This is a genomic window from Leclercia sp. GHBNCSD (assembly GCF_055805075.1).
Genome location: NZ_JBQVYO010000001.1, coordinates 1,307,111 through 1,322,994, shown reverse-complemented (window position 1 = coordinate 1,322,994; position 15,884 = coordinate 1,307,111). Strand labels below are relative to the sequence as shown.

The 15,884-nt window shown below is 58.9% G+C and carries 13 protein-coding genes; 3 read left to right on the top strand and 10 right to left on the bottom strand.

The features are described 5' to 3' along the window. Positions 1–7 precede the first annotated feature (7 nt). From hpaX to hpaG, 7 genes are all read right to left on the bottom strand, one after another. Complete coding sequence (hpaX, locus tag ACT3IC_RS06500) at positions 8–1,354, bottom strand: 4-hydroxyphenylacetate permease (protein WP_473476738.1); 1,347 nt, start codon at positions 1,352–1,354, stop codon at positions 8–10. Between the two features lie 17 nt (positions 1,355–1,371). Further along, positions 1,372–2,169: a 4-hydroxy-2-oxoheptanedioate aldolase gene (gene hpaI, locus ACT3IC_RS06495; protein ID WP_313228264.1), complete on the bottom strand. Its 798-nt coding sequence runs from the start codon at positions 2,167–2,169 to the stop codon at positions 1,372–1,374. A gap of 10 nt (positions 2,170–2,179) precedes the next feature. After that, a complete protein-coding gene (gene hpaH, locus ACT3IC_RS06490) occupies positions 2,180–2,983 on the bottom strand; it encodes a 2-oxo-hept-4-ene-1,7-dioate hydratase (RefSeq protein ID WP_313228286.1) in 804 nt (267 codons plus the stop codon). Positions 2,984–3,183: 200 nt separating this feature from the next. Beyond that, on the bottom strand, positions 3,184–3,564 hold the full coding sequence (locus tag ACT3IC_RS06485) for a 5-carboxymethyl-2-hydroxymuconate Delta-isomerase (protein ID WP_269776061.1): 381 nt from the start codon (positions 3,562–3,564) through the stop codon (positions 3,184–3,186). 9 nt (positions 3,565–3,573) lie between these two features. After that, complete coding sequence (gene hpaD / locus ACT3IC_RS06480; protein ID WP_180209944.1) at positions 3,574–4,425, bottom strand: 3,4-dihydroxyphenylacetate 2,3-dioxygenase; 852 nt, start codon at positions 4,423–4,425, stop codon at positions 3,574–3,576. A 1-nt stretch (position 4,426) separates the two neighbouring features. Continuing rightward, positions 4,427–5,893: a 5-carboxymethyl-2-hydroxymuconate semialdehyde dehydrogenase gene (gene hpaE / locus ACT3IC_RS06475; RefSeq protein WP_290503530.1), complete on the bottom strand. Its 1,467-nt coding sequence runs from the start codon at positions 5,891–5,893 to the stop codon at positions 4,427–4,429. Further along, positions 5,893–7,167 (bottom strand): 4-hydroxyphenylacetate degradation bifunctional isomerase/decarboxylase, encoded by a 1,275-nt coding sequence (gene hpaG, locus ACT3IC_RS06470; RefSeq protein ID WP_473476732.1) that lies wholly within the window; start codon positions 7,165–7,167, stop codon positions 5,893–5,895. Before hpaG ends, hpaE begins: the two co-directional genes overlap by 1 nt. 272 nt (positions 7,168–7,439) lie before the next feature. Between hpaG and hpaR the strand changes: the two genes are divergently transcribed. Both hpaR and tsr read left to right on the top strand, forming a co-directional pair. Further along, entirely contained in the window at positions 7,440–7,880 is a 441-nt protein-coding gene (hpaR, locus tag ACT3IC_RS06465) for a homoprotocatechuate degradation operon regulator HpaR (RefSeq protein ID WP_473476729.1), read from the top strand. Between the two features lie 85 nt (positions 7,881–7,965). Then, complete coding sequence (tsr, locus tag ACT3IC_RS06460) at positions 7,966–9,630, top strand: methyl-accepting chemotaxis protein (protein WP_473476726.1); 1,665 nt, start codon at positions 7,966–7,968, stop codon at positions 9,628–9,630. Positions 9,631–9,742: 112 nt separating this feature from the next. On the opposite strand, the gene ACT3IC_RS06455 is transcribed toward tsr, so the two are convergent. Both ACT3IC_RS06455 and ACT3IC_RS06450 read right to left on the bottom strand, forming a co-directional pair. After that, positions 9,743–11,104, bottom strand: coding sequence for an MFS transporter (locus ACT3IC_RS06455; RefSeq protein WP_473476724.1), 1,362 nt, complete (start codon positions 11,102–11,104; stop codon positions 9,743–9,745). A gap of 207 nt (positions 11,105–11,311) precedes the next feature. Continuing rightward, a complete protein-coding gene (locus tag ACT3IC_RS06450) occupies positions 11,312–12,226 on the bottom strand; it encodes a GntR family transcriptional regulator (protein ID WP_103178151.1) in 915 nt (304 codons plus the stop codon). 148 nt (positions 12,227–12,374) lie between these two features. Between ACT3IC_RS06450 and ACT3IC_RS06445 the strand changes: the two genes are divergently transcribed. Next, the gene (locus tag ACT3IC_RS06445) at positions 12,375–13,397 is read left to right on the top strand and encodes a zinc-binding alcohol dehydrogenase family protein (protein WP_156653882.1); all 1,023 of its coding nucleotides are present in this window, start codon (positions 12,375–12,377) and stop codon (positions 13,395–13,397) included. Between the two features lie 79 nt (positions 13,398–13,476). Here the strand turns inward: ACT3IC_RS06445 and opgB are convergent, their stop codons facing one another. Beyond that, on the bottom strand, positions 13,477–15,768 hold the full coding sequence (gene opgB, locus ACT3IC_RS06440; protein ID WP_103181024.1) for a phosphatidylglycerol--membrane-oligosaccharide glycerophosphotransferase: 2,292 nt from the start codon (positions 15,766–15,768) through the stop codon (positions 13,477–13,479). Positions 15,769–15,884: the final 116 nt, after the last annotated feature.

The following is a 15,884-nucleotide window of genomic DNA, read 5'->3' as shown; positions in this document are numbered from 1 at the left end:
CCGCTCCTCAATGGATCTTCTGCGTCGCCATGTCCGGCACGTTTGCACGGCTCTCCTGCCGGGTCATCGGAATACGCGTCAGCACCAGCGCACCCACCACCAGCAACCCGGCCACGAACCACAGCCCGGAGCTGAAGCTGCCGGTGGCATCGCGCAGAATGCCAATCAGCAGCGGACTGACGGCGGAGCCGACGTTGCCGATGGCGTTGATCACCGCCAGCGCCACCGCCCGGGACTGCAGGCTAATAACCTGATCTGGCGTGGTCCAGAAGATCGCCATGGCGGTAAACGATCCGGTTGAGGCCATGATGATGCCAAGCAGCTGGATCAGGCTGTGATCGGTGGCCGAGGCCAGCATCCATCCCGCCGCTGCGAAGAGATACGGCAGGATGGTGTGCTTTTTTCGCTCTTTCAGCCTGTCGGAGCGACGGCTCCACCAGATCATCCCGAGGATGGTACAAAACTGCGGGATCGCCGCCAGCAGGCCAATCACGATATTGCTGCTGCCGGTATTAAAGCTTTGCAGGATCTGCGGCGTCCAGATGTTGATCGCGCTCAGCGTATTGGTCAGGCAGAAGTAGGCCAGGGTGTAGAGCAGCACCGCCGGGGTCAGCACTTCGCGCAGCGTCGAGCGCGGCGTGGCGGCGTGTGCAATGGCGTTTTCCTGCTCGCGGGCGATCATCGCTTTCAGGGTCTGCTTCTCTTCGTCGTCCAGCCAGGTCGCCTGATCCGGCGTATCGTTCAGAAAGAACCAGGTCACCACGCCGAGGACCACGGAAGGCAGCCCCTCCAGCAGGAACAGCCACTGCCAGCCCTTCAGGTTCCACAGGCCGTCCATCGCCAGAATGTAGCCGGAAAGAATAGAGCCGAGCATCATGGTTACCGGCATGGCGATCATAAACAGCGCGTTGGCGCGGGCGCGGTGATAGGCCGGGAACCACCAGGTGAGATAGACCAGAATGCCCGGCAGGAAGCCAGCCTCGGCAATGCCCACCAGCATGCGCAGGACATAAAGGGTTTCGGGGCTGGTGGCGAACATGGTGCAGGTGGAGGCGATCCCCCACACCACCATGATCCCGGCGATCCAGCGCCGGGCGCCGATCTTCGCCAGCATGATATTGCTCGGGATCCCGCACAGCACGTAGGTGACGTAAAAGAGCGTCGCGGCCAGGCCAAACATGGTGGAGGTGAGGCCCAGATCTTTGCCCATCGTCAGCCCGGCAAAGCCAATGTTAATGCGATCGAGAAACGAGAAGACAAAGAGAATAAAGAGAAACACGATCAAACGACGGAACAGCTTATTGATGACGCGATGTTCAACGGCTTTATTATCTTGCAGGGTAGAGGTCGTCATGGTGCGCTCCAGATCGTTCAGTAGACGGATTTATTGTTATTAACTGACGTAACCGGGTTATCGATAAAGCGGGCTGCCAGCGCTTCGGCGCTGCGGGCGAGCAGGGTGGTGTCGACGCCGACGGCGACAAACAGCGCCCCGAGTTCGAGATAGCGACGGGCCAGCTGCTCGTTCGCCATCAGGATGCCGGGCGCTTTGCCCGCCGCCCGGATCTGCGCGATGGCCTGTTCAATGGCGGCCTGTACTTCCGGATGCTGCGGATTACCGGCAAAGCCCATGTCGGCGCTGAGATCCGCCGGGCCGATAAACACCCCGTCGACGCCCTCCACATCCAGGATCTGCGGCAGGTTTTTTAGCGCTTCGCGGGTTTCAATCTGTACCAGCACGCACATAGCGTCGTTGGCCTGGTGCAGGTAATCCGGGATGCGGTTCCAGCGTGATGCCCGGGCCAGGGCGCTGCCGACGCCGCGAATACCCGCAGGCGGGTAGCGGGTTGCGCGCACCGCTAGCCGCGCCTCGTCGGCGTTTTGTACCATCGGCACCAGCAGGGTTTGCGCCCCCACATCCAGCAGCTGTTTGATCTGCACCGGATCGTTCCACGATGGGCGCACCACCGGCTGGCTGGGGTAGGGGGCGATGGCCTGGAGCTGGGCGAGAACGGTCTGCACGCTGTTAGGGGCGTGCTCACCGTCGATCAGCAGCCAGTCGAAGCCTGCCCCCGCCAGCAGTTCGGCGCTGTAGCTGCTGGTCAGCCCCAGCCATAAGCCGATCTGGGGTTTGCCCGCTTGCAGTGCCGCTTTGAATGCGTTTTCCATGGTCGTCTCCTCACACAAAGCGGCAGCTGATGGAGCCCATGTTGCCGTAGTCCACGTGGAAGGTATCGCCTCTGCTGGCGGGCACCGGACGGGTAAACGAACCGCCGAGGATGATCTGGCCGGGTTCCAGCTGTACGTCGTAGGGGGCCAGCTTGTTCGCCAGCCATGCCACGCCGTTGGCCGGGTGGTTGAGCACGCCCGCGGCAACGCCGGTCTCTTCGATCACGCCGTTGCGATAGAGCAGGGCAGAGATCCAGCGCAGATCCAGCTCGTCCGGGCGGATCGGGCGCCCGCCGAGGATCACGCCCGCGTTGGCGGCGTTATCGGAGATGGTGTCGAACACCTTGCGCGGGCGCTGGGTTTCCGGATCGATGTTGTGGCAGCGGGCGTCGATCAGCTCCAGCGCGGGGATGACGTAATCCGTGGCGTTGTAGACATCGAATATCGTGCAGTTCGGGCCGCGCAGCGGTTTCGCCAGCACGAAGGCCAGCTCCACCTCAATGCGCGGAACGATAAAGCGATCGGTGGGGATATCGCTGCCGTCATGGAAGAACATATCGTCCAGCAGGGCGCCGTAATCTGGCTCGCTGATCTGCGAGCTGGCCTGCATCGCCTTCGAAGTAAGGCCGATCTTGTGGCCTTTCAGGGTGCGGCCTTCGGCGATTTTCAGGCTTACCCATTCGCGCTGGACGGCGTAGGCGTCGTCAATGGTGATCTGCGGGTAATCCAGCGAGATCGCACGGATCTGCTCCCGGGTCTGTTCCGCCTGATGCAGGCGATGGGCAATCAGGGTGTGGGTCTGTTTGTCGAGCATGCGATATCCTGTGGCATTGCATTGCCGGGTGGCGCTACGCTTACCCGGCCTACGGTTGATGCTGCTGTTTGCCGGGTGGCGCTGTGCTTACCCGGCCTACGATTGATGCTGCTGTTTGCCGGGTGGCGCTGCGCTTACCCGGCCTACGTTCGGGGCCGTTGTAGGCCCGGTAAGCGCAGCGCCACCGGGCGAGAAGACGGCTACGTAAACAACGCGTGTACGTTGTTTTGTTTGTAATTGAGCGTCGGGTGCAGTTCATCGAGCTCAAACGACAGCGCCAGATAGCGGGCGGCCATGAGGTCGGCAAAATGCGCTTTGATCAGCGCAAACAGCATTTCACCCACCTCTTCCCGGCTTTCCAGGCTGCGCCCGGCGCCGATCTTCAGCGTCATATGCACAAAGGCGTAATCCTGCTTGCCGTCTGCCATCTGCCAGGTATCCAGCCAGTGGGCGCGGCTGCGGATCCCGCCGAGGGGGAAGATGCCCGTAGCGGCCAGCGCCTCGTTGACTTTGGCGAACAGGCCCGGCAGGTCGGCCTGCTCGCGGATGTTGTCGGTACATTCAGCGATAAAATGCGGCATGGTGGCTCCTTACGCGGGCAGAGGGAAAACGGCGTTAACCTGACCGGTGCCGGAGCTGGGGAATAGCTCGGTGAGAAACTCCACCTTGCCGTCGTATCTGTCCCAGCCGAGCATGCCCAGCAGCATCACCGTGTCGTGCATATTGCCCTCGCCGTAGCAGTAGTCGGCGTACTCCGGCAGCATGCTGCAGAACTCTTTGAACTGGCCTTCGCGCCACAGCTTCACCACCCGCTCATCCATCTGGCGATCAAACTCGCGGGTGTAGCTGTTCATCCCCTCTTCGGCGCGCTGGTCGTCAATAAAGCGGTGTGAGAGCGAGCCGCTGGCAAGCACCGCCACGGTGCCGTCATATTTCTCGATGGCGCTCAGGATGGCTTCGCCCAGCCTGCGGCTGTCGGCAAAGTCATGTACCGTGCAGAAGGCCGAGATGGAGACCACTTTGAAGTGCTTGTCGGCGTTCATGTAGCGCATCGGCACCAGGGTGCCGTACTCCAGCTTCAGGCTCGGAATGTTGTGCGCTTTGGCGCGCACACCAAGCTTCACCGCCTCGTCGGCAATCAGCTGGCCCAGCGCCGGGTTGCCGTCGTAGTCGTAGGTCATGTCGCGGATAAAGTGCGGCAGCTCATTGCTGGTGTAGACGCCCGAAAAATGGTCCGCACAGTTGATGTGATAGGCGCTGTTCACCAGCCAGTGGGTGTCGAAGACGATAATGGTATCGACGCCCATCTCGCGGCAGCGTCTGCCGATCTCTTTATGCCCCTCGATGGCCCCCTGACGGCAGCCAAAGTTTTTACCGGGGATCTCAGAGAGATACATCGACGGAACGTGGGTGATTTTTGCTGCTAACGCTAACTTGCCCATTTCATACTCCCCACTTCGGGATCGGATGGTCGCCCATCGAGATACAGACGTTTTTCATCTCGGCGAAGACTTCAAAGCTGTACTCGCCGCCTTCGCGTCCGGTGCCGGAGGCCTTCACGCCGCCAAACGGCTGGCGCAGGTCGCGCACGTTCTGGGTGTTCACAAACACCATGCCCGCCTCGATATTGCGCGCCAGACGCAGCACCTTGCTGACGTCCTGGGTCCAGATGTAGGACGCCAGGCCGTACTCCACGTCGTTCGCCAGGCGCAGCCCTTCCGCTTCGTCCTTAAACGGCAGCAGGCAGGCCACCGGGCCGAAGATCTCCTCCTGCGCCACGCGCATGCGGTTGTCGACATCCGCCAGCACCGTTGGGCGCAGGAAGTTGCCGCCTTTCAGATGGGCAGGCAGATCCGCCGGTTTATCCGGGCCGCCCGCCAGCAGGGTCGCCCCCTCCTCAATGCCCAGGCGGATATAGCCGGAGACTTTCTCCCAGTGCTGTTGGCTGATAAGGGCCCCGATCTGGGTATTCGGATCGGTCGGATCGCCCACCCGCAGGCGGTTGGCGCGCTCGGCGAAGCGTTTGACGAATTCCGGGTAGATGCTCTGCTGGATGAAGATGCGCGAGCCCGCGGTGCAGCGTTCGCCGTTGATGGAGAAGATGGTGAACAGGGCGGCATCCAGGGCGCGTTCGATATCGGCATCTTCAAACACCAGCACCGGCGATTTGCCCCCCAGCTCCATGGAGTATTTTTTCAGCCCGGCGCTCTGCATGATGCGCCGTCCGGTGGCGGTGCCGCCGGTAAAGGAGACGGCCCGCACGTCGTGATGACGCACCAGCGCGTCGCCTGCCGTGGCGCCATAGCCCTGCACCACGTTCAGCACCCCCGCCGGAATACCCGCCTCCAGCGCCAGCTCGCCTAAGCGGTCAGCGGTGAGCGGCGACAGCTCGGACATCTTCAGCACCGCGGTGTTACCCAGCGCCAGGCAGGGGGCGACCTTCCAGGTGGCGGTCATAAAGGGCACGTTCCATGGCGAGACCAGGGCGCAGACCCCCACCGGTTGCACCAGGGTGTAGTTCAGCATCTTGTCGTCGACCGGATAGGTCTTGCCGTTCATCTGCTGGCACACTTCGGCGAAGAACTCGAAGTTGTGCGAGGCGCGCGGGATCAGCACGTTTTTGGTCTGGTGGATCGGCAGACCGGTGTCCGCGGTCTCCATCGCGGCGATCTCCGGCACGTTCTGGTCAATCAGCTCGCCCAGGCGACGCATCAGGCGCGCGCGCTCTTTCATCGGCAGGTTGGCCCATTTCGGGAACGCCGCTTTAGCTGCTTCGACGGCCTGGTTGATCTCATCTGCGCCGCCGGAAGCCACCTCCGCCAGCACCTCGCCGGTAGCCGGGTTGGTAGTGTGGAAGGTGTCGCTACCCGCCACGTTTTTACCGTTTATCCAGTGGTTAATCTTTTTCATTATTTGGCCTCCTCGCTGACAATCCGGTTGACCAGACGGCCAACGCCTTCCACTTCCACGACCACTTCATCTCCCGGGCGCACGTCGGCGAGCCCTTTCGGCGTGCCGGTGGCGATCATGTCCCCCGGTTGCAGGGTCATAAATTCACTTAAGTAAGCAATCAGGAACGGGATGCTGAAGATCAGATCCGCCGTGGTCCCTTCCTGACGTAATTCACCGTTGACGAAAGTGCGCAGGGTGAGATTATGCGGATCGGGAATGGCTGCTTTTGGCACGATGTTGGGGCTGATGGGGGTTAACCCGTCGCGGCTTTTGACCCGCAGATTCGGGCGGTAGTAGTTTTCGAGATAGTCGCGGATGGCGTAGTCGTTACAGACCGTGTAGCCCGCAACAAAATCCATCGCCTCAGCTTCGCTGACCTTACGCGCGGTTTTGCCGATCACCACCACCAGCTCCGCTTCGTAGTGCATGTAGTCGACGTTGTCCGGGCGCACCGAAGTCTGGTTGTCACCGTTGAAGGTGTTGGGCGCTTTGATAAAGACCAGCGGTTCGGTGGGGGGCTTAAAGTCCAGCTCGCTGGCGTGATCGGCGTAGTTCAGGCCGAGGGCAAACAGCGTGGGGTGAGGATTTACACCCTGAGCGATGGCGACGTCGCGTTCATCGACAACCGGGTTTTCCAGCGCCGGAAAGCCTTCTGCCAGAATGCGCACGCGGTCGCCTGGCTGGAGCGGCACGCGCGAGTGCGGGGTGCCGAGCAGAATCGCGTCGCCGGGGTTGAGCGTTGCAAACTCACTCAGGGCGCTCAGCAGTTCAGCGGCGTTACGCTGCAAATCGGCGGTGTTCCAGTGGTCTGCTTCGCGACCGTTGATCTCGGTGATGATGTTCAGGTTATCCACGTTGTCGACGGCGGCGAGTTCACCCAGCGGGCAAAATCCATCCCGGCATTTGGCTTTGATTGCCGGGCGGTAGAAGCTCTCTTCCGGCAGGCTCACCTCGTTTGCCAGCGCGTACCCGGCAATGTAGTCGGCGGCCTCTTCCGGGCTGACTTTGCTCGCGGTTTTGCCGACAATCAGCGCCACCGTCGCGCCGCTCAGCACCTGTTCCCCTTCAGGATGCGGAATAGCATCGCCGGCGCGGATCAGAGTGTTGCGCGGTTTGATAAACCAGACGGCGGTTTTCGGTGGCGTGTTGTACGGGGGCTGGTTAAACGCGTCGCGCCAGGCGTCGACCTGGCTGCGGTGATTGAGTGCCACCGCAAAAACAGTACCTTTCATTACTTTCTCCTCGGGCCCGGGTCGCGGGTTTTGAGTTCATTAATATGTTAATGATTACTTTTTAGTCCCTCGCTGTCTGTTTGGCAAACAAAAGTGAATATTTTGTGATAGTGATAACAATAAATTTACATTTACGTTTTATTTATTATATATATCAGTGAGTTAATATTTTAATGTGATATCTGTTAGACTTTTCAGTCGCGCCGCTGGTGCGCAGAGAGAGCGTTATGCATTGATTGTTTCGTTATTAATGATGTTGAGGTGGGAGCGCCATGCACGATTCGTTAACTATCGCACTACTCCAGGCGCGGGAAACCGCGATGACCTTTTTTCGCCCGATTATCAAGCAGCAGAATCTGACGGAGCAGCAGTGGCGGATCGTGCGCGTGCTGGCGGAGCATCCGTCGATGGATTTTCATGACCTGGCCTTCCGCACCTGTATTCTGCGCCCGAGCCTGACCGGGATCCTGACGCGTATGGAGCGCGACGGGCTGGTGCTGCGCTTAAAGCCGCTCAACGACCAGCGCAAGCTCTATGTCTCCCTCACCAAAGAGGGGAACGCCCTGTATGAACGCGCCCAGGCGCGGGTGGAAGAGGCCTATCAGCAGATTGAGGCGCGGTACACGCCGGAAAAAATGCAGCAGCTGACGGCGCTGCTACAGGAGTTTATTGCGCTGGGCGATGGGCAGGCTAACAGCCAGGAAGAGGAGTAGATCGCTTCGGTCATCAACACAATTTCCGTAAAGTTTTCCCATTCCAGGCCGAAAATTCTGTACCTGTCTGGTGGAATGAGAAATCATGTTAAATCGTATCAAGATTGTTACCAGCTTATTGCTGGTTTTGGTTATTTTTGGCCTATTACAGCTCACATCCGGTGGTCTTTTCTTTAATGCCCTGAAGCATGACAAAGAAAACTTCACCGTCCTGCAAACCATTCGTCAGCAACAATCCACGCTTAACAGCAGCTGGGTAGCGTTGCTGCAAACCCGTAACACCCTGAACCGCGCGGGCATCCGCTACATGATGGATCAGAACAACATCGGTAGCGGTGCCACCGTGAACGATCTGATGCAGATTGCTGCTGCTTCACTGAAGCAGGCGGAAAAAAGCTGGGCGGAGTACGAAGCCCTGCCGCGTGACCCGCGTCAGAGTGAAGGCGCCGCGCTGGAAATTAAACGTAACTACGATATCTATCATGGTGCGCTGGCCGAACTGATCCAGCTGCTGGGCGCAGGCAAGATCAATGAGTTCTTCGATCAGCCGACCCAGAGCTACCAGGATGGCTTTGAGAAGCAGTACGTTAACTATCTGCAGCAGAACGATCATCTGTATCAGACCGCCGTGGACGACAGCAACAGCTCTTACAGCCAGGCCCTCTGGATCCTGCTCAGCGTGCTGATCCTGGTGCTGGTGGTGATTGTCGGCGTGTGGCTGGGTATCCGTCACGCCCTGATCTCTCCGCTGAACCGTCTGACTGACAGCATTCGTCATATCGCCGGCGGCGATCTGGTGAAACGCATCGAAGTGGAAGGTTCTAACGAGATGGGGCAGCTGGCCGATACGCTGCGTCACATGCAGGCTGAACTGATGCGTACCGTCGGCGACGTGCGTAATGGCGCTAATGCCATCTACAGCGGCGCGAGCGAAATCTCCATGGGTAACAACGATCTCTCCTCCCGTACCGAGCAGCAGGCGGCCTCGCTGGAAGAGACCGCAGCCAGCATGGAAGAGCTGACCGCCACCGTGAAGCAGAACGCCGAGAACGCCCGTCAGGCGAGCCATCTGGCGCTGAGCGCATCCGAAACCGCGCAGAAAGGCGGCAAAGTGGTGGATAACGTGGTGCAAACCATGCGTGACATCGCCGGAAGTTCGCAGAAGATTGCTGACATCATCAGCGTCATCGACGGTATTGCCTTCCAGACCAACATCCTGGCGCTGAACGCGGCGGTAGAAGCGGCGCGTGCCGGTGAGCAGGGGCGTGGTTTTGCGGTGGTCGCGGGTGAAGTCCGTAACCTGGCCCAGCGCAGCGCCCAGGCCGCACGCGAGATCAAGAGCCTGATTGAGGACTCCGTGGGTCGCGTCGAAGTGGGTTCCACGCTGGTGGAAAGCGCCGGTGAGACCATGGGTGAAATCGTCAGCGCGGTGACCCGCGTAACCGACATTATGGGTGAGATCGCCTCTGCCTCTGATGAGCAGAGCCGCGGGATCGACCAGGTGGGTCTGGCGGTGGCCGAGATGGATCGCGTCACCCAGCAGAACGCCTCGCTGGTGCAGGAATCTGCGGCTGCGGCAGCGGCACTGGAAGAGCAGGCGAGCCGTCTGACTCAGGCAGTGGCGGTGTTCCGCATTCAGCAGGAGCAGCAGAAAGCCCATGCACACGCGGCGGTGAAAACCGTGACGTCGCCGGTAACGACGCGCAAAGCGGCGGTTACCGACAGCGGTGACAACTGGGAAACCTTCTGATGTGAATAGCGCCCTGTTCAGGCAGGGCGCTGTTTTTGTGCCCGGCGGCGCTGCGCTTGCACGGGCCTACGATTTTGTAGGCCGGGTAAGGCGAAGCCGCCACCCGGCACTATTACTGCTGACGCGGATCGCTGATCGGCTGACGCACCAGGAAGATATAGGCTAACGCCCCCAGCGCCGTGACGCAGCCGCAGATGATCAGCGCCAGGCGGAACGAGTGGGTGGTGTCGACGATAAACCCGGTGACAATCGGGGCAAACGAGGCGCAGATGAAACTGGCGAAGTTTTGAATGCTGCCTACCGAGGCGGTCATCCGTGATGCCACGGCCACATGAATCAATCCCCAGCACGATGTGCCCGCAAAGTGGATGCAGAACAGCGCCATCCCAATCAGCAGTACCGCACTCATCGCCGTGGTCGCTTCCGGTACCACGAAGGTGAAGGCCGCCGAACAGAGCATCCCGCTGATAATGCACAGCTTACGGCTGCGTACCGGCGCCATGCCGCGTTTCACCAGCGCATCGGTGGTGAAGCCATTGACTAACATCCCCGCCGCACCAAACAGAAACGGAATGGCCGCCATCAGGCCGGTGCTTTTCAGATCCAGGTTATAGGCCGTTTGCAGATAGCCCGGCAGCCAGGCCAGATAGAGCCAGGCGGTATAGTTGATGCCGCTAAAGCCCAGCATCATTCCCCACATGGTGCGGTTGCGGAACAGGCTGCGCCATTCAGCAAAGCTTAAGGGATCGCGACGGGTGTTAACGCTACTGGCGTTGAGGTACGCCTGCTCGACGCCGCTCAGCTCAAGCTCCTCGCGGTTGCGATAGAGCATGTACCAGCCAATAGCGAGGAAAATACCCAATACGCCGATGGTGATAAACATCCCGCGCCAGCCCATCACCAGCATCATTGCCGCCAGCAGCGGCGGGCTGATGGCCACGCCGATGGTCGAGGCGGCGTTGAAAAAGCCCATCGGACGGCCACGCTCTTTGATGTTGAACCAGTCGTTAATTACTTTTACGCCACAGGGGTTCATCGGCGCTTCGCCAATCCCCATCCCGATGCGCACCAGCACGAACTGGGTAAAGCTGTGAACCATTCCGGACATCGCCTGGAACAGCGACCAGAAGAACATTCCCAGCCCCAGCATCAGGCGCGGGCCTTTGCGGTCCAGCAGCGGGCCGCAGGGCAGCTGGGCGATACCATACGCCAGCGAGAACACCGATAGCAGGGCGCCGATCTCGGTGGCGCTGAGACCCAGCTCCTCGCGAATGGTAAGATTTGCCACCGACAGCGAGCTGCGATCGAGATAATTAATGACCGCGGCAAAAAACAATAACAGCATCGCTGTCGTCTGGATGCGCTTTATTCGCGCGCTACGCTGAATAGCACCTGTTGGCGGCAGAGAAATATCTGTTGTCTTTTCTTTGTCAAAGGTGGTCTGCGGGTCGAGAGTTATATTGCTTTTTTCCACGCCGGACTCCTGAATTATTGTAGGGGTATTCTCTGATCTTTTATTAGAGAAATATCTATAACGATAAGTGATGGAATATCCGCATTCCTCACCGCGCAATAAAAAATTAAGTCGACTCCCGGTGAGCATAGGCAGCCGTTATTTTCCCGCGTGTGTCCGATCGCGGAAGCGTGCTGTCCGTAAAGATTTGCTGTTTTTAATCGGTACTTAATAAAAGACCGTCGCGCTCTGGTTAATGGAGCGGATCATCGACTGCTTCGCGGTATGCAGGTGATTACGCATCGCCAGATTGGCATCCAGATCGTTGCGGCAGATAAGCGCGCTAAGGATGGTCATATGCTCATCGATGGCGATGATATTGCGCTGCTTCAGGTCGCTCTCGTCCCACTGGTAGTGGAAATGGAAGATGAATGAGATGATCTCCAGCGACTGGTTGAAAAAGATGTTGTTGGCGGCGGAGAGCAGCAGGGAGTGGAAGTCGCGATCCAGCCGGGAGAACTGGCGGAAGCTGTCGCCGATGCTGTCGCGCAGGGCGCGGTGCTCCTCCAGCAGGGTGCGGGCCTGGAGCCAGCGCGGGTCGCTGTCGGGCAGATTGAGGAAATGCTGCAGGGCGTGGGTTTCGAGCATTTCGCGCAGCTCGAATAGCTGCTCAGCCCACGACTGGTCAAACTGCTTCATTCGCCACTGGCCGCGCTTTTCGCTCTCGATCAGGTTGTAGCGGCTAAATTTAAGTAAGTACTCCCTTACCACCACCGGGCTGACGCCTGCGCTACGCGCCAGCGCCAGCTCCGAAAAGGCCTCTCCGGCACGCAGAATGCGCTGGTTGATCATCGACAAAAAGCTCTGCTCAAAAAGCCGGGTCTGCTCGGCCAGCGGCGCGATCTCGCAGCTGAAGCCATCGCTGGCGTCGGGCTTGCGGGCAATCACGTAGTCATTGTTCACCCGCGTCAGTACGCCGCAGTCGCAGAGATGGGCCTGGATGTGGCGCACGGTGGTGCGACTGATGTTGTACATCTCCGCCAGCGCGCTTTGTGAGGGCAGCGGTGACGGAATGTGGCCCCTCGCCATGTCGTCGATCACCTGGTTAATCACGTTATGACGCAAATTTTGCGAACGGCTCATGAAAGATTCCTTCTGGCAGAAAAGGGGGCATTAAAACCCTATTTAAAACGGCTTTATGCGCGGCAATTCACAAATCCCTTTATTGCCCACCCGTTATTTTGCGTTTTCATCAATATCTGAAACCACGACAGAACGGGAGAAACAAAAAATGATGACGATGAATACGCTGGTATGTCAGGAACCGAAAAAATTACTCTGGACGCAGCGGGAAGTGCCCGTTCCCGGCGATGATGAGGCGCTGATAAAAATAAAAACGGTGGGCATTTGCGGGACCGATATACATGCCTGGGGCGGCAATCAACCCTTTTTTAATTATCCCCGCGTGCTTGGGCATGAAATATGTGGCGAGGTGGTAGGGATCGGCAAAAATATTCGCACGCTGCATCAAGGCCAGCAGGTAGCCGTCATTCCTTACGTCGCCTGCCAGCAGTGTCCGGCCTGCCTGAGCGGCAAAACCAACTGCTGCGAAGCTATCTCGGTGATCGGCGTACATCAGGACGGCGGTTTTAGCGAGTATCTGTCGGTGCCGGTGAGCAACCTGCTGCCCGCAGACGGGATCGACCCCGAGGCGGCGGCCCTGATCGAGCCGTTTGCGATAAGCGCCCATGCGGTACGCCGCGCAGCCATTCAGCCGGGAGAGCACCTGCTGGTTGTGGGGGCCGGACCGATTGGCCTGGGGGCGGCGGCGATTGCGCATGCGGATGGCGCGCAGGTGGTGGTCGCCGATACCAGTCCCGCCCGGCGAGAACATGTGCAGCGCTCTCTGGGCGTAGCGGCGCTCGATCCCTCGGCAGCCGATTTTACCGATCGGCTGCGGGCGCAATACGACGGGGCCCTGGCGCAGAAGGTGATTGACGCTACCGGTAATCCGCAGGCGATGAACAATACCGTCAATTTGATCCGCCACGGCGGCACCATCGTCTTTGTCGGGCTGCACAAGGGCGATCTGCAATTCTCCGATCCGGAGTTTCATAAGAAAGAGACCACCATGATGGGGAGCCGCAACGCCACCGGGGAGGATTTCGCCAAAGTGGGACGGCTGATGGCTGAAGGCAAATTGACGGCAGAGATGATGCTGACCCACCGCTACGCGTTTCGTGAGCTGGCGGAAGTGTATGAGGCGGAGGTGATTAATAATCGCGGTCTGATTAAGGGCGTGATTGGCTTTTAACGGTTGCCATGCAGCGCCCGGGGAGGTGTTGGGCGCTGTTTTTTTCTTGCGAAGCGGGAGAGGCGAGCCTCTCCCGGGGTTACCCTTCCGCGTTAACCACTTTGATCTCCACCATCCCGATCCCCAGCTGGCGCGGAGAGTGGCCGAGAATATTCCCCTCGTTAGTGGACTCCGGTGCAGGCGGAACAATCACCAGCGTGCTGCTGTGCGACGGGTTGTCGAAATGCAGCGTCGTGGTGGTGACCTCGTTCCCCAGCGTCAGGGTCTGCTCTTTATCGCCAATACGTACCGGGATCGGTTTGTTAGCGTTTGGTCCCCAGGCTTTGGCGGTGATCACCAGGTCGAATTTCGCCGGCAGCGGCTGGTTATATTCGATCTTCACCTCATCACCCAGTTGGGCGTTAGACCAGCGTCCCCAGGATTCCGGACGCGAGATCCCGCTGAACTGCTTCACCTCTTCGGGTGCCCCGGCCACGTTAAAGACAAAGCTGTCAGCCTTGTAGCGGATGTCGTTGTCGGACACCTTGAGCATGTCGACGTTGCGCTGATAGCGATCGGTGCTGATCACTGTATCTTTAAACGCCGTCTTGCCCTTCCACTGCGCTTTATCGACATGCTGCACGGTCTGCTCGCCGCCTAACTGGCCCTGAGAAACACACCAGTCGGTAGAGAGCGCCAGCGGCTGCGACCAGAGCTGACCCATCTTGTAGCAGCGATCGACCCAGACGAAGTTATCCCGCGGGGCGAAATCCGCCAGCTGGTAGCGCAGCGGAGCCGAGTATTCGCTTTCCGGCAGCGGTTCCACTCGCTTATCGGAAACGCGCAGCAGCAGCGGCAGGCGGAAGTGGCTGTCGGAGAAGGCCATCATGTTTTTCTGGCTGTCGATGGTGAATTCTTTCAGCTCTTTCGGGAAGTTCCACAGGCGAATGACGTCCGGTTTCCACGCCAGCACTTTTTCCTTCATGTTGAGGAACACTTCAGATAGCGACTGCCCGGAGAGGCTACTGCGGCCCAGGCCGATAAAGTTATCCCCGCCGAGGATATCCAGCACCGTCGCGCCGTTATCCATGGTGTTGCGCTTCACGGCCATCACCTCCTGCTGCGGCTTATCGCCACGCAGGATAAAGAACAGGTTGCTGCGATCGTGCTTGTTCAGCGCATCCCAGGCGGTGTTTTTCATCGCCAGATGGTCGGAAGAGACCACAATCACCGTGTTTTTGAAGTACGGCGAGGCTTTGATTTTTTCGATCAGCGCCGCAATGTGCTCCTGACTACAGCCCACCGCGCTAAAGGATTGATTGGGCTTGCCGTCAAGGGCATAGCGCTTGCGCTGGCAGGTGCGGGAGATAAAGCCGTCCGGGTGGTGCGTATCCACCGTCAGGGCAAACAGCGAGAAGCGTTTGCCGGACTGTGACAGCGCCTCGAATTTTTTCCAGGTTTCATCCAGCACCGTATCGTCATAGAAGCCCCAGTCGTTACGGTAGGTCGGATCCGCGACGGTGGTTTTTAACTCTTCTGCACCGTAGAGATGGTCAAAACCGTGGGACTTCAGGAACACATCTTTCCCGGCGAAACGCAGGTTGGCGCCCTGCATGAAGTAGTTCTCGTACCCGGAGTTTTTCAGGATATCGCCGAGACAGATATTCTGCGGGAAGAAGCTCGACACCGATGCGGAAGCGTTACCTTCAAACGGGGCGAACAGCGGAATGCCACACTGGGAGGCGACCATGCCGGCGATGGTGTAATCGGTGCCAGGCAGCTGCGCGGTGTGGCTGAAATCGATCCCCTCATTTTTGATAGCACCCAGCTCCGGCGCGAGATCCGGGAAGGCGTCATTATCAAAGTAGGTGCGCTCCAGGCTTTCGCCATAGATATAGACCAGGTTGAGTTTCGGGTTCGGAATGGTTTTACCCGGCTCTTTGTAATACGCCGCAAAGTCGGGATCGCCATCGCGGGACTGGGATTTCACCAGCTCGGTGATCTGGTGAAACGCCGGGCTGGCATCCACCGAGGCGAGGGCCAGTACCAGCGCCAGCAGGCTATAACCGAGATGATGCGGATGATGACGGCGGCGGCGCAGGATCCAGCCCAGCAGGCCGAATACCGCCACCAGGGCAACCACCACACCAATACCTGGAAGTATGTACTTACTAACCCCGGCACCGGTCAGACTGTTGGTCAGGGTATAGAGAACAGCATCGTTAATGCCGTCGCCGGTAAAGTAGTCACTGGCGTAGAGGGTAATGTTCAGTACGACAAAAAGCCCCAGCACCAGCAGGGTGACAGCAAACCACCAGGTGTTACGACCCGCTTTGCGGGAATAGATAACCACCGAGGCGATAAACAGGGCAACAGAAATAAACTCTGACAACAGCTTATCCTCAACAAAGGCATCCGCCGATTGGCGGATTAACTGTTTAATTTTTGGGTGATCCAATGTAATGGCGATGCCATCAAGCTGCAATTGTAGTGTCACGCAATTGTGCT

Bases quoted from the DNA above. Each gene is read 5' to 3' on its own strand.
- hpaR (WP_473476729.1), top strand. From the start codon at position 7,440: ATGCACGATTCGTTAACTATCGCACTACTCCAGGCGCGGGAAACCGCG.
- hpaG (WP_473476732.1), bottom strand. From the start codon at position 7,167: ATGAAAGGTACTGTTTTTGCGGTGGCACTCAATCACCGCAGCCAGGTC.
- ACT3IC_RS06445 (WP_156653882.1), top strand. From the start codon at position 12,375: ATGATGACGATGAATACGCTGGTATGTCAGGAACCGAAAAAATTACTC.
- ACT3IC_RS06450 (WP_103178151.1), bottom strand. From the start codon at position 12,226: ATGAGCCGTTCGCAAAATTTGCGTCATAACGTGATTAACCAGGTGATC.
- hpaD (WP_180209944.1), bottom strand. From the start codon at position 4,425: ATGGGCAAGTTAGCGTTAGCAGCAAAAATCACCCACGTTCCGTCGATG.
- hpaX (WP_473476738.1), bottom strand. From the start codon at position 1,354: ATGACGACCTCTACCCTGCAAGATAATAAAGCCGTTGAACATCGCGTC.
- hpaE (WP_290503530.1), bottom strand. From the start codon at position 5,893: ATGAAAAAGATTAACCACTGGATAAACGGTAAAAACGTGGCGGGTAGC.
- ACT3IC_RS06485 (WP_269776061.1), bottom strand. From the start codon at position 3,564: ATGCCGCATTTTATCGCTGAATGTACCGACAACATCCGCGAGCAGGCC.
- hpaH (WP_313228286.1), bottom strand. From the start codon at position 2,983: ATGCTCGACAAACAGACCCACACCCTGATTGCCCATCGCCTGCATCAG.
- hpaI (WP_313228264.1), bottom strand. From the start codon at position 2,169: ATGGAAAACGCATTCAAAGCGGCACTGCAAGCGGGCAAACCCCAGATC.
- tsr (WP_473476726.1), top strand. From the start codon at position 7,966: ATGTTAAATCGTATCAAGATTGTTACCAGCTTATTGCTGGTTTTGGTT.